The 14,347-nt window shown below is 32.7% G+C and carries 11 protein-coding genes; 6 read left to right on the forward strand and 5 right to left on the reverse strand.

Annotation, left to right across the window (positions count from 1 at the left end):
- Positions 1 to 130: 130 nt before the first annotated feature.
- Complete coding sequence (locus LI_RS05900; RefSeq protein ID WP_011527160.1) at positions 131 to 910, reverse strand: putative metalloprotease CJM1_0395 family protein; 780 nt, start codon at positions 908 to 910, stop codon at positions 131 to 133.
- Positions 911 to 2,086: 1,176 nt separating this feature from the next.
- Here LI_RS05900 and LI_RS05905 point away from each other — a divergent pair.
- The 3 genes from LI_RS05905 (at position 2,087) to LI_RS05915 (ending at position 5,813) form a co-directional block, all read left to right on the forward strand.
- Positions 2,087 to 3,829: a two-component system sensor histidine kinase NtrB gene (locus LI_RS05905; protein ID WP_011527161.1), complete on the forward strand. Its 1,743-nt coding sequence runs from the start codon at positions 2,087 to 2,089 to the stop codon at positions 3,827 to 3,829.
- 22 nt (positions 3,830 to 3,851) lie between these two features.
- Positions 3,852 to 5,264, forward strand: coding sequence for a sigma 54-interacting transcriptional regulator (locus LI_RS05910; protein ID WP_015353819.1), 1,413 nt, complete (start codon positions 3,852 to 3,854; stop codon positions 5,262 to 5,264).
- A 132-nt stretch (positions 5,265 to 5,396) separates the two neighbouring features.
- Entirely contained in the window at positions 5,397 to 5,813 is a 417-nt protein-coding gene (locus tag LI_RS05915; protein ID WP_011527163.1) for a DVU0772 family protein, read from the forward strand.
- 29 nt (positions 5,814 to 5,842) lie between these two features.
- Here the strand turns inward: LI_RS05915 and LI_RS05920 are convergent, their stop codons facing one another.
- Positions 5,843 to 6,826, reverse strand: coding sequence for an ABC transporter ATP-binding protein (locus tag LI_RS05920; protein ID WP_011527164.1), 984 nt, complete (start codon positions 6,824 to 6,826; stop codon positions 5,843 to 5,845).
- 166 nt (positions 6,827 to 6,992) lie between these two features.
- Here LI_RS05920 and LI_RS07540 point away from each other — a divergent pair, with 166 nt between their 5' ends.
- The 3 genes from LI_RS07540 (at position 6,993) to feoB (ending at position 10,018) form a co-directional block, all read left to right on the forward strand.
- The gene (locus LI_RS07540) at positions 6,993 to 7,163 is read left to right on the forward strand and encodes a hypothetical protein (protein ID WP_155800201.1); all 171 of its coding nucleotides are present in this window, start codon (positions 6,993 to 6,995) and stop codon (positions 7,161 to 7,163) included.
- A gap of 298 nt (positions 7,164 to 7,461) precedes the next feature.
- The gene (locus LI_RS05925; RefSeq protein ID WP_371982783.1) at positions 7,462 to 7,689 is read left to right on the forward strand and encodes a FeoA family protein; all 228 of its coding nucleotides are present in this window, start codon (positions 7,462 to 7,464) and stop codon (positions 7,687 to 7,689) included.
- 127 nt (positions 7,690 to 7,816) lie between these two features.
- Positions 7,817 to 10,018, forward strand: a complete 2,202-nt coding sequence (gene feoB, locus LI_RS05930; protein WP_011527166.1) for a ferrous iron transport protein B — start codon at positions 7,817 to 7,819, stop codon at positions 10,016 to 10,018.
- Between the two features lie 3 nt (positions 10,019 to 10,021).
- Here the strand turns inward: feoB and LI_RS05935 are convergent, their stop codons facing one another.
- Genes LI_RS05935 through glpA form a run of 3 tightly spaced genes read right to left on the reverse strand, consistent with a single transcriptional unit; the run spans position 10,022 to position 14,125 of the window.
- Positions 10,022 to 11,236 (reverse strand): anaerobic glycerol-3-phosphate dehydrogenase subunit C, encoded by a 1,215-nt coding sequence (locus tag LI_RS05935; protein ID WP_011527167.1) that lies wholly within the window; start codon positions 11,234 to 11,236, stop codon positions 10,022 to 10,024.
- Positions 11,237 to 11,247: 11 nt separating this feature from the next.
- A complete protein-coding gene (glpB, locus tag LI_RS05940; protein WP_011527168.1) occupies positions 11,248 to 12,501 on the reverse strand; it encodes an anaerobic glycerol-3-phosphate dehydrogenase subunit GlpB in 1,254 nt (417 codons plus the stop codon).
- Positions 12,494 to 14,125, reverse strand: a complete 1,632-nt coding sequence (glpA, locus tag LI_RS05945) for an anaerobic glycerol-3-phosphate dehydrogenase subunit GlpA (protein WP_223604184.1) — start codon at positions 14,123 to 14,125, stop codon at positions 12,494 to 12,496. The genes glpB and glpA overlap by 8 nt, the downstream gene beginning before the upstream one ends.
- Positions 14,126 to 14,347: the final 222 nt, after the last annotated feature.

Consider the following 14,347-nt stretch of genomic DNA (forward strand, 5'->3'; position numbering starts at 1 on the left):
TCCTCTAAAAAATATATTGTATGTTGAAAGTACGTATATAAGATTATTTTTATAAAATAATTAGTATAACTTAATTACATATTATACGCTATTAAGCAATTACCCTATATCTCTAATTAATAAATAATCTTTATATCATTAGAGATAAAGAGGAGGGTAAGGTTTCTTGTGCTAATTTATCATTGTAAGAATAGAGAGAAGCGACAGCTTTTTGTGAAGGAGGTAAATGTGCTCCTATCATATTACCATCTATTGTAGTATTCTTTGCAGATGAAAACATAAAAGGCGACGCTAAGAATCCAATTAGAGATTCATTTACTGAGAAATTTCCTATTTTATTAATAGATTTTTTTTCTTGTTTTTTTGTTGTAATAGTATTTTTTTCAGAAAGTTTATTCTTACCATTTTCTGCATTTTCTATAGAATTTTTTTCTATTTTTGCTTGTGCCTCCATTTGGTTTGCCTGAGAAGCAACTTGCATATCCTGACTTGATGGATTTGCTGGTGCTAAAGCAGCACTACGGATTTTACGTGCTTTTTCAATAGTTTTTTCAGGATTTCCTTCTTCAGGAGACACATTTATTTGTACTTCACCTCCTGTTGCATAGCTTTTATTATCTGGTCCTTTTGTAGTTGTATAACTTGCTGGACTGGTTAAATCTCCACCAGCAGTCATATGGGCTTGTTCATGAGTACGTACTTCTTGATCACGTTTTTTTAATTCTTCAACTTCTTTTTTTTGCTCAGGGGTAAGTCTAAGTCCTGTTGCATCAGTATCTTTCTCTTTTGAAAGATTATTTTGAATTGGAGTATTCGTATTCTCTTTTTTGCTTTTTTGACTGTCACTATGTACAGAACATCCTGAGCATCCTGAGAAACTTATAGAAGAAGATGAAATTCCTTCAATCATGTAATATCCCCATGTGGAAGTTTCATTGTACAATGTTTATCGGGAGAGTGTTATGAAACTTTAGGGATTAAAAGAAAAAAATACGACGATCCGGAGGAGGAGGGATCGTCGTATAGGAAGGAGGAGGAGGATGAGGTGGTTAGGGAGGTTTAGTCTCCTCAAAATAGACTCTCACTAGATTTATTTTGCTGTGTTGAAGCATTCCAGCGGTCTATGTGTAGCCTGTATATATTAACGGCACTTTGCCGATTGAACTGCCTTGATCCAAAACCAAGGACTTTTGGACTCATTTGTCATAATAAAATACAATTACTATATTTTATATATCCTTTTCTAATTTTCTATTAGATTAGAGTCCTTGTTAAGTTTCTATTTTAATAATTTCACTATATATATATATATTATAAAATGGACTAACACTTGCTAATACCTTAATAAACACCTTACCTAAAAACTTATATACTTCTTTTTACCACTATGAAGTTATTAAGAAATAATTGCTAATAAACTTTTTCTTTTATGCGTGTTTTTTTGTTTGATATTTACTTTAAAGCAACTCGTGTGCCAAAAGTATAATATATTGATAATATTTATTATTCATAAATGAAATATACTAAGGGGAGAGTTTTGATATATATAAAAAATATACATAAAAGAAAGTGCTGTATATTTTTTATGCAGTATATATAATTTTTTTGTTAAAATATATAGTATATATTTATTTTTGGATAGGTTAGTTTAAAGGACATGGGATGGGAAGAAAATAGCTTATAATTTCAAATAAATATATAAAAATATATAATTATAGTGTGAATAGCTTGCCAAAAATTATTATCTGGTTACTTTATATTATATATAACTTCATTTTTTCTTTTTATTACATTAGGTTATAATATTCAATCTGGTTTTATTTTTTACTTTTTTTAACATAAGATTAACATAAGATTTTTATTTTTTGATTATTCTTTATATATAATAATCAGATATAAAAAAGATAGATAATACCTTTCAACATAATTAATTAGATCGTAACTTATTAAAAAGTATAATTTTTACAATCTAGTATATATAAATAACAGGTAGTTAATTTATAGATTAAATATATTTTATATAAACTTACAAAAATTATTTTGATAGGCTAGACAAAAGAGAACTTATGTATAAAAAATATACATTATGTTAATAAAAACAACTATGAAAGAATATCAGCCTAAACTTTCTTGGAGAACTATAGGGATATTTTTTTTACTTATCTTATTAGCTACTTTTATTATAGGAAAGTCAGGTAAACAGTCTCAGAATATTGTTCTGCAGCTTTTTTTAGATAAAGGCTCTACTTTGATTAATTCTATAGCTCATTTAACAAAAGATGATACAATAGGATATAATAAGGGATTTCAAATACAATTGGTAATTGATAAGTTAGTAAGGCAAAAAGATGTTTATTTTATTGTAGTTACAACTCAAGAAAAAATATTTTTTGCACATTCTTCAGATAGTAACTTTCCTTTAAACCGCTCTGAAATTAACACATTAGTGGATATGGCTTCAGCAACTGTTATACCAGGTGATGGTATAATGTGGAATTTTTTACAGTTAAACAATAATAATGCTTTTGTTGTATATAGTAGGTCCCCAGGGATAGTTAGTGACTCTCCAGTTAATGTAACACAAGGTAATTTTAAAGATGGCTCCTTCATTTTTATTGGATTTAATCCTGAACTTTTTTTAGAGGTACAAGATGCTGATAAGGAACAATCTTTACTATCTATTTGTACTATTTTATTTTTTTGTCTTCTTTTACTATTAAGTTTTATATTTTTTAGAAACTTTGGATATATTCAAAAAACATATAATGTAATTAATGCATTGACAGAATATGTTGTATTAACGTCTAAAGATGGTCTTATGTTACTTGACTCAGCTGGAGCTGTTTTGCAAATGAATCCAGCTGCAGCTCAGTTTTTTCATATAAGTAACCCTATTATAGGGTCTTGGGTTTATCTCAGTAATAAAAAACACGATGAGCTTTTCCCACCCATTTTTTATGATGTGATTAAACAGGTTATTGAACAAGGGAAATTAGAAGAAACAGAGCTCTTCTTATCTTTAGCAGGAGAAGAACATTATATAATAGTTCAAGGTAATTCTTTGGATACATTTAAGAAGGGTCAACCAGAATATCTTTTATCTTTTAGAGATATTACAAAAATACGACTATTAGAAAAAGATCTTTATCAAAAAGATACGTTAGCATCAATTGGAAGCCTTGCAAGTGGAGTAGCCCATGAGATAAGGAGTCCTTTAAGTTCTATAAAAGGATATGTGAACTATCTAGGTGATCGATTACCCTATGATAGTTCTGATCAAGAACTCATTAAAATTATTATGCAAGAAATCGATCGTCTTAATCGAGTTATTTCTGACTTAATAGGACTGTCTGTCCCTACAGATGTTTATCCAGAGTATATTGATTTACAAAAAGTTATTGAAGATACGTTACGTTTAGTTAAACTTGATGCTAAAAGACATTCTGTAGAGCTTCTATTTTATAGAAATGAAGAGCTTCCTTTTGTTCCTTTAGATCCAGATCGTATTCGTCAAGTCCTTCTTAATCTTTGTCTTAATGCTCTTGATGCTATGCCAGATGGTGGTTCATTAAAAATAATTTTTGACGTTAACAAAAATACACAGCAGTTTTTTCTTGAAGTGATTGATACAGGCATGGGTATAAATGAAGAAGTGTTACCACGAATATTTGATCCATATTTTACTACAAAATTGAAGGGCACAGGTTTAGGACTTTCAACAGTCCGTAAGATAGTTGAGGCTCATAAAGGAACAATACTAGTTTCTTCAGAATTAGGGAAAGGAACTATTTTTCGTTTAGTTTTTCCTCTTAAACTTAATGAGTTATGACAGTTTTGGCAGAGGTACTATGATGAAACCTATTATTCTTATTGTAGATGATGATGATGTACATCGTAGTATGTTGTCTGCATTACTAAAGGGGTGGGGGTATGAAACAGATGAAGCAAGTGATGGAGATATTGCAATTACAAAAGCAAAAGAGCATGCATATGATACAATTTTATCTGATTTAAAAATGGCAAGAGTTGATGGTATAAAAATGTTAGAATGTATTTTAAATTATAACCCATCCATACCTATTATTATAATGACTGCATGGTCTTCAGTAGAGACGGCTGTGCAAGCGCTTCGAATGGGTGCATATGATTATCTTACAAAACCATTAGACTTTGATGCACTGAAAAAAACATTACAAAAGGCATTAACACATCTACAGGTACATCCTATAGTACGGGATAATGAATCATTTCACAAAGTTAATACAAAAATTGAACAATCTAATTTAGGTATTTTGGGCCGTAGTCCATGTATGCTTGAATTAATACAAATGGTTAGCACAGTAGCACCATCCGAAGCTACTATTTTAATTGTTGGTGAATCGGGAACAGGTAAAGAGCTTGTTGCTCGAGCTATAAGACAAGCAAGCCATCGTAGTGACGCACCTTTTGTCACAGTCAATTGTGCAGCATTAAGTCCAGCACTTCTTGAGTCAGAGCTTTTTGGTCATGAAAAGGGGGCATTCACAGGTGCTGATCGACGAAGAGAAGGTCGTTTTAAACAAGCAGATGGAGGAACACTTTTTCTTGATGAAATTGGCGAGTTACCTTTATTGCTTCAAGCAAAATTATTACGCGCCATACAGCAAGGCGAGATACAGCGTGTAGGAAGTGATACACCTATAACAGTAAATGTAAGAGTTATTGCAGCAACTAATAGAGATTTACCAGAAGAAGTTATAGCAGGACGATTTCGTGAAGATTTATATTATCGTTTAAATGTAATAGGGATAGAAGTTCCACCACTAAGAAATCGTATTGAGGATATTCCACTACTTGCTACATTTTTTCTAGAAAAATTTGCGCTGTCAAACCGTAAGGTAATAAAAGGATTTACGCCTCAGAGTATGGATGTACTCCTAAGGTATAATTGGCCAGGTAATGTAAGAGAGCTTGAGAATGCAATAGAGAGAGCTGTTATTTTAACTACAGGAGACTATATATCAGAACGAGAATTACCTATGGTTATGACTTCTCCTTCACAACCTAATGTACTTTCTAGTCAATCAGATAAAGAAATAGTCCAATATAAAGATACTGTTAAACATTTAAGTCAAGAGCAAACCTTAACACTTGAAGAGCTTGAAAAAAGAGCTATTATAAATATGCTTCATGAAACATCTGAGAATAAAAGTGAAGCAGCACGTAGACTTGGCATCACAAGAGCGACATTACACAATAAACTTAAACGATATGGAATAGAATAATACTTGACAGTGATATTATCAAACCCTAATTTATTGTTGTCTTATTATAAGTTATAATCCAGTTTATTATTTATTTAGTTATTTATTGTGACTTATTCAAAAAATAAGTTGTCTTAAAAAATAGGGAGAAATATGTCAGAGGTTCTGTATGAGTTTTATACAGGTTTAACAATGACACAGGGTAATGATTCAGCTTTAAGTAGTAAATCACCATTGAAGGCTTTTTCAAATCAGACTATTGATTGGGACTTATCTCCTGAAAAGGCAGTAACCTTACATCTAGAGTATGGCAACAATAATTGGCATGTCATACATACAGGGGGTTGTTCTGGTCATGATTCTTCTGTTTATTTTATAGTTGATACATATAGTGATCCTATACAAGTACGCCTTATTCGAAGGAATTTTGAAATGGCAGAACACCTTATTAGTATACCATTACCGGATACGTTAGTTAAACTTTTTCAAAAAGAGTATGGAAATATTCGTGGTGTATTTGAACCTCTCCCTGAGATTAAGGAATGGCTACGTACAGAGCTTGGCCAATAGTATTTAAGTAGTCCAGTTGTATAATATTATTAGTTATAGAGCCAACAAGAAACATTATGATTATTGCCAATATATGTAGAGGGAGGTTTTATTATACAACGTTCATGTGCTAGTGGGCAACGAGGTCTAAAGTTGCAACCTATGGGGAGTTTTCCTAAAGCTGGAACCGTCCCAGGTATAGATTCTAGACGTAATTTGCCCTTTTTTAATAAGGGAATAGCATTCATTAAAGCTTGTGTATATGGGTGTGCAGGCTTTTTGAATAAATCATATACAGATGCGTTTTCTATAACTTCTCCTGCATACATAACACATACTTCGTCTGCCATTTCAGCTACTACTCCTAAATTATGAGTTATAAGTAGCATACTCATTTGATGTTTTTCAATAAGCTGTCTAAGTAGCACAAGAAGTTGTCTTTGAATCGTTACATCTAAGGCTGTAGTTGGTTCATCAGCAATAAGTAGACTGGGTGAACAACTAAGAGCCATAGCAATCATTATACGCTGTCGTATGCCTCCTGATAATTGATGTGGATAGTCCAAAATACGTTTTTCCGGAGATGAAATACCAACAATTTTAAGTAGCTCTATAGCTTTATGAAGAGCGTCTTTCTTTGAGAAGTGAAGATGTTGAATAAGTGGTTCTGCTATTTGATCTCCTACACGGATGACAGGGTTGAGAGATGTCATTGGTTCTTGAAAAATCATTCCAATATCTTTACCTCTTTTTTCCCTTATTTCTGCTTCTGAAAGCTGAGTAAGTTCTTTGTTGTTAAATAAAATTTGTCCAGATATAATACGTCCATATTCAGGAAGAAGTTTTAGCAAGGCTAATGCTGTCATAGTCTTCCCACACCCAGACTCTCCAACTAGGCATAACGTTTTCCCTTTATTAAGACAAAATTGGATATGTTGGAGAATTGTTATAGGGGTATCCAGATTAAACTGTACTGAGAGATCAGTTACTTGAAGAAGGTATTCTGTTTGTTTAACTAAGTATTGTTGCTGCATAGAGTTACTCAATAGTGAAATATAATGTTTGTTATATATAATATAATGGTTAGATAACGTATAATAAAAGATATATAAAGTAACTTATTATAAAGGGATACAAAATTCTATTGACAATCATTATCAAAAAGTTCAAAATATTATTATTCTAGAGAGGTAATACATTATGATAGGTTGGGATTCAGTCCTTACAGGTGGAATTATTATATATACTATTATTTTTGTAACTATTAAGCTTTTTCGGTTAAAGCAATCATGTAATCCCACAAAAAAAAATAGTTGTACAGGGTGTACTTCAAATCATAACTGTTGTTCTATAGAGCATAGTCTAAAATAACATAAAACTTGGAGTTACGGAACATAGGTAAAAGTTAATGATATTGAATTAACCCATTATGTTTTTTGTAATATAATTATATAGTTATTTTTTATGATGGCTCCTTTAGATAAAGGATGATTTTTGTCTATAAAAAGTTTAATTATTATAGATAAATATAGATAGTTTGTAAAAATTGGGAGGAGATATGTCTGCAGTTGTTGATAGTATGACACCATTTCCTTGTTCAGAACATGATGAGCTTCCAGTTATAAATGAAGCAACAGCATGCTGTGTCTTTGATAAGGTAGAGAGTTATATTTCATTGCGTGATTTAAAAGTAGGACAACATGCTCGTGTTGTACGTGTGCAAGCAGATGGAGAGCTAGGAAGACGTATCCGTGATATGGGTCTTGTCCCAGGGACAGAGGTAACTATTGTTGGGAGGGCACCTCTTAAAGATCCAGTTGCATTAAGGTTACTAGGTTTTACTCTTAGTCTTAGAAATAGTGAAGCAGACTATGTGATGGTATCACCTATTTCATAAATAATATGAGTAAGTATTAAAGTAAAAATATACCATTAATTTGTATATAAAATGGTTAAAGTAACCTTTAGTATTATATAGTTGTTTTTCCCCTTCCATTTGATATATTACCAAGTTAAGTGAGATTATGGTTATTTTACAAAAACAAACATTTGCTTTAGCCGGTAATCCCAATTCAGGTAAGTCAACGCTTTTTAATACTATTACAGGTTCTCATCAGCATGTGGGAAACTATCCAGGTATTACAGTTGAACAGAAAGAAGGCTTTTTACATACAGATACTGATGAAATTTTGCGTATAATTGATCTTCCTGGAACATACTCTTTAACAGCATACACAGAAGAAGAAAAAGTAGCTCGGATGGTCCTTCTCAATGAACATCCAGATGTTGTGATTAATGTTTTAAATGCTAATGCATTAGAAAGGAATTTATATTTAACTGTACAACTTCTTGAAATGGGTATGCCTCTTGTCCTTGCCCTCAATATGATGGACGAAGTTGAGTCACATGGTTTAAGTATTAACATCAAGAAGCTTTCTTCTAAGATGGGTTTACCTGTTGTCCCAACAGTTGCCCGAACAGGAAAAGGTTGTAAAAGATTAATACTAGAAGCATGTCACTTAGCAGATGCACGAAGAGGTGTGGAAAAAAAACCTTTACTAATTTCTTATGGTCCAGATCTTGATCCTGTAATTAAGTTTATGGAAGAAAAAATTCAAGAGGCAGAATTTACAATCAAGAATACTCCTGCACGCTGGATTGCACTAAAATTTTTGGAGATGGATGAGGAATTAATAGAAAAAACTCGTCAGTTAAATCTTAATTTATCAAAACAACTTGAAGAAAAAGTTGCAGAAGTAACTGCTCATTTACATGCAACTTTTGATACATGTCCTGAGGCTGTAATAGCTGATTATAGGTATGGATATATTTCTGCTGTTCTGAGAGAAGGAGTTCTTACACAGCAGGATCCTGTGCGTTATAGAATTAAATTGTCAGATAAGCTAGACACTGTTCTTACACATAAGTTTTTTGGTCCAGTATTCATGTTTTTTATACTTTATGCTATTTATCATTTCACATTTACATTAGGGGCAATCCCTATGGGTTGGGTAGCATCTCTTTTTTCATTTCTTAGAACACAGGCAGGACTTTTACTGCCTTCAGGACTTTTAAAATCTTTAGTCATTTCTGGTATTATTGATGGTGTGGGAGGAGTTATGAGCTTTATCCCACTAATTTTATTAATTTTTTTACAGATTGCTGTACTTGAAGATTCTGGATATATGGCTCGGATGGCATATATGTTAGACCGAGTATTTCGTTTTTTTGGGCTTCACGGATGTTCAGTTGTTCCGTTTATCATTGGGGGGGGTATTGCAGGAGGATGTGCAGTTCCTGGTGTACTCGCAGCTAGGACATTACGTAGTCCTCGTGAAAAACTAGCTACATTACTAGTTATCCCATTTATGAGTTGTGGAGCAAAATTACCAGTATTTATTCTCTTTGCTGGTGTATTTTTCCCAGGTCATGAAGCAAGTATTATGTTTGGGTTAACTCTTGCCGGTTGGGGGATAGCACTATTAACAGCTAAACTTTTTCGTTCAACAATTATTAGAGGTCCTTCAACTCCTTTTGTTATGGAGTTGCCGCCTTATAGATTACCTCTTTTAAAAGGACTGTTTATTCATACGTATGAACGTACTTGGAGTTATCTGAAGAAAGCAGGAACAACTATTCTTCTTATATCAATTTTGTTTTGGGCAGCAATGACATATCCAGAACTTTCAAAAGATAGGTTAGCAATATATTCAAAAAAGGAGGAAGTGATTCAAACAGAAATTAAGCTTACCCAAGCTAAAGGTGGTGATATATCTAGCCTTCAAGACTCACTCCAAGATGTAAAAAAGCAGGTTGGAGAAGAATCGTTACGTAATTCTCTAGCAGGAAGAGTTGGTTTGTTTCTTGAACCTATAACAGAAATTGCAGGATTTAATTGGCAGATGGATATTGCTTTGCTAGGTGGCTTTGTAGCTAAAGAAATTATTATTGCTACATTAGGTACAGCATACTCATTAGGAGATGTAGATCCTCAAGATGCAAAACCGCTTGCAGAACAACTACATCAAGATAAAAGTTGGACATTGGCTTCGGCTTTAGCCTTACTTGTTTTTGTATTATTATATGCACCATGTCTTGTGACGCTTGTAACTATTCGTCAAGAAACAGGTTCATGGGGATGGCCTATATTTAGTATGATTTTTAATACACTATTAGCATTTATATTAGCAGTCATTGTTAGATACGTATCCTTGCTATTTTTATGACCTTTATTGTGGAGTTTGTTTGAGAATTCTATGTAATAAGGTTAGTGGATGAAGAGCTTCTACTCCTGTATGATGGTACATTTGTAGTCTACATGTTCCACACTCTGAAAGTGTAAATAATGCACCACTTTTTTTAATTATATCAAATAAATTGTTACCGATAGATGTAGCAATATCATATTTATCTTTTTTAAATCCATAACTGCCAGAAATTCCACAGCAGCCAGCTTCTGCATCTTCAATATTAGCTCCTGGTAACCTTTGAAGAAGTTCAAAGCCTGGTTTACCAATTCCTTGAGCTTTTAGATGGCAAGCTGTATGATAAAGAAGCTTAGTCGAATGGAGTGTTACATTAATTTGTAACTCTTTAGATTCTATAAGTTTTATAATAAACTCACATGCATCTTCAATATTCCTAGAAAATGAAGTAACTTGATCTATCATCTCTGGGAAAAGTTCTGCATATTCTTGTTTAAGAGTAAGGGCACAACTAGGACACATTGTGACAATTGGTATGTTTTGTTCTGCATACTGTTGGAGTATCTTACTATTATGGTGAGCTACTTTTTTCCCTTCACTATAATAGCCATTAGAAATAAGTGGTAGATTACAACATCTAACTTTTGGTAATATAACTTCGTAGTTTGCTTTTTCCATTATAGCAACAAAGTCCATACCAGTTTGTGGTTCATAGTAATTAATATAACAGCCAGGGAAAAATACAACTTTTTTTGTATAATGACCCTTCTGTTTTTTTTTATATTTGCTATATAATTTTGGGAAATATGTAGGTGCGAAAAAAGGGATAGAGGCACGTCGATCAATTCCAATTTTATCAAGTAACCAACGAGTAATAGGACTTTTCATTCCAATAAGTTGTAATTGATAAGGTATCCACTTTATAAGTTTTGCTAAAAACGGAGCATGCGCAAGAAGCCAGTCTCTAAAGGGAGGACGTCTTGTTCTGTAATATTCGGCACGAGCTAACATATTTAGAGAAGAGATTTTTACATTTGAAGGGCAGCTTATATCACAACATTTACAATTAGAACAATAAGATAGTCCTTCTATCTCTTTTTGTTGTTTGAGTCTAAATCGTTCAGCTGATGGTCCTGTGAGTTTTGGACCTTTAAATTTTTTTGTAGCTGCTATTACAGGACAATTGATAGTACATATAGAGCAAGTTATACAACTATCAATAGATTCAAGAGGATTCATAACATTTACCTTTATACATTTAGAGAAGCAAAGTATGCTGTAGATATTGCTACACCATTCCCAGACTTTTCATAGGCAGAGTCATATCCATTAAGTGTATTTCCAATAAAAAAGACATTATCACAAATAGGATTTCCATCAGAGTCAGTTGGACGAAGGAAGGAATCAACAGTTGGTCCAATCATACTAAATAAATGTGATTTTTTTATTTTAGGATAAAGTTCTTTATTTGCCCAGTCTGGTGATGAGGGATTAGCTGGAAGATCAATGTTAAAGATAGGTTCCCAAGCACGATTATGCTTTGTAAGAATACCATTACTTATTATCCCTCCTGTAGCAATAATAAAGTGAGTTGCTTCATATTTACGAATGTTGCTATTTTGAGTTGTTATTACAGAAATACAGTGGTTATCCTTTACTTCTGCACTTGTAACAGCAGCATTATCAATAATTGTTACATGATATTTTTTAAGTATATAACGCAATAGTATGTTTAGTCGATAACCTGTAATGGTAGGAGGTAAAACATCACATTCTCGAATAAGACAGTTACTTTTTTGTTCAAGTTTATGAAGTAAATGTGGTAAGAAAGTTGTTCCAAGAATAGGAGGAAGAATTATAAGGTCTGACTGATTTCCTTGTTGCTTTATTCCTTGAACAAGCCATTTTAATCCATTTTCTGTTTCTAAATATTGTGCAACATTGAAAGTAGATATATTTCTCTCTGATTCTGGAAAATGAAGTTTTGCTTGTGTAAATGTTTTGTTAGCAAAATATTTTTTAGAGGATAACCCTTTGATGATCAACTCAGGGTAAAAGTCTTTCATTCCTTCTATTCCCAGTATACAAATATTTTTTATATCAGGTATGATTGACATATCCATAGATTCTGTAACCATCCATGTTGGCTTTATTGTGCCAGCAGCTGTGACTACATAAGTATTTTTTTGACTCCTTGTTTTATATATAACATTTTCTTCTCCCACTAACTCACTAAAATTTTTTAATGCATTTCTTACAGTCAATTCTCCTATTAGTTGATATGGATGTCTTTTAGGTAGGAATGTAACTGCTTCAAAAGGATTACTGACTGGCTTACCATTAGGAAGGTATCCAAGAACATCAATTGTTCCACTACCTATTGTGATAGTTCCATTTCCTTTTGTGATAAGAATACATTTTTTGCCTTTCCGTGCAGCAAAAGCAGCAGCAGTCATACCAGAAAGTCCACCACCTACTACAATAAGATCGACTTTTCTATTCATGATTTTCCTGCTCAATATTTAGAGTAGCACTATAGATTTGTCTAAATAGTTCAACTTCACGTAAGGACTCTCCCCATAAAGATGGATAAATGCCAACCCATTTTTTTTGTTGGAAAGTTTGTAGTAAATCAGTGATTGGTTCTTTGCTAGAGAGTAAGTTAAATTGTAGAAAGTTTCCTATAGCACGTAGAGCACAAAAAGTTCCTTGACATGTTCCCATCCCCATTCGTGTTCTGCGAGAGATATCTCCTAGTAGATAAGATGAGGGCTGGCTAGCAATGTATTCAACCTCAGCAAAAGTAACCATTTCACATTCACATATTAGATCTTTTTTTAGTAGATTATTTTTTATAGCAGTAGAGACTTCATTTATAGAGTTACCTAAGCGGGAGAGTGCTGGTTCAAAACCTTGTATAGGAAAATATTTTATTTTTTTATGTAATGTAGGATCTACTTCTGTTATAAGTGGTTCTTTTGCTGTATTACATGGAACATTATTGTTGAAGTAGTTGCATACTACATTAGAGATTTGTTCAGCCATTAAGCGATATGTTGTAACTTTACCACCACATATGCTTGCCATGCCAGATAGCCCTTCATTTTTATGATCGATTATACGAAAACTTCTTGAGGCATAGAGTTCTTTAGGTGATTTATACATACTATATAATGGCCGTGTCCCTGCAAAAGATCGTAATATTCTGTATTGATGAATTTTAGGGAATAATACACTGCCTATATTTAATAATTCTAGGATATCAGACTGCTCAGGGATTATATCATCTGGTCTATTGGTGTTTTTAGATGTTGTTCCAAGAATTGTTGTAGATTCATGAGGTACAAAAATATCACCATCAGAAGGTGGATGAAGCCTATTGATAATTTTTTTAGAAAGTCGATGATTAAAGACAATAAGTGCACCTTTATTTGGAGTTAAGTGAAGTTCAATTCCTGCTTTTGCAGCGACATCACCACACCAGCTCCCTGCAGCATTGATAACAAAGTTACAAGTAAGATGTGTTATTTCTTTTGTCCAAAAGTCTTCTATAGTAACACCTGTAACAACACCATTACTGTTTGTAATTGAAGTAACTTTAGTATAAGTACGAAATTCTCCTCCATATTTTTGGGCTGAGATTACATTATGCCATACTAACTTAAATCCATCTATACTTGCATCAGGAACTTTATAAGCAGACAGAATATGTTTTGAGAGAGTAGGTGCTTCTTTTAGTGCATCAGTAATGGAAATAGGTGTGGTTTTGATTTTACAATTGTTACAAGCTGTAACCCAGTTTTTTTCAAATTCAGGATCATCTTCATTAGTTCTGATAAAAAGACCACCGATATTTTCTATACAAGGCTTACATATTTTAGATAATATTATATTTTCTTTTGCACAGTCAGTAGCAACACCTTGATCTTTCATTACATATCGTGCTCCACTATGGAGTAACCCATGGAAACGTGAAGTGGTTCCATAAGCAAGATCTTGTTGTTCAAGTAATAGAGTTTTAAGTCCACGCATTGAGAGATCTCGAAGTGTACCTACGCCTGTAGCTCCTCCCCCAATAACAATTACATCCCAGTGTTGATTTTTGTAAAATGATAAAGCCTTCATCATTCAACCTTTCCCCTGAAATAGTATAGTTATATGATGGAGATAAAAGACAACATGTGGAATAAGATGAATCTAACAAGAGTATTTTTAATATGCAATATAAAATGCCAATTATACTAGTAAGATATCTATTTAAAGTATTTACTACTACTAAATAATAAGAATTAGGAGGTTAATATATATATATATGGTTGTGACTAGCTAGAAGTTATAACTAATAAACTC

Origin of the sequence: Lawsonia intracellularis PHE/MN1-00 (assembly GCF_000055945.1) — a bacterium.
GTDB lineage: Bacteria > Desulfobacterota > Desulfovibrionia > Desulfovibrionales > Desulfovibrionaceae > Bilophila > Bilophila intracellularis.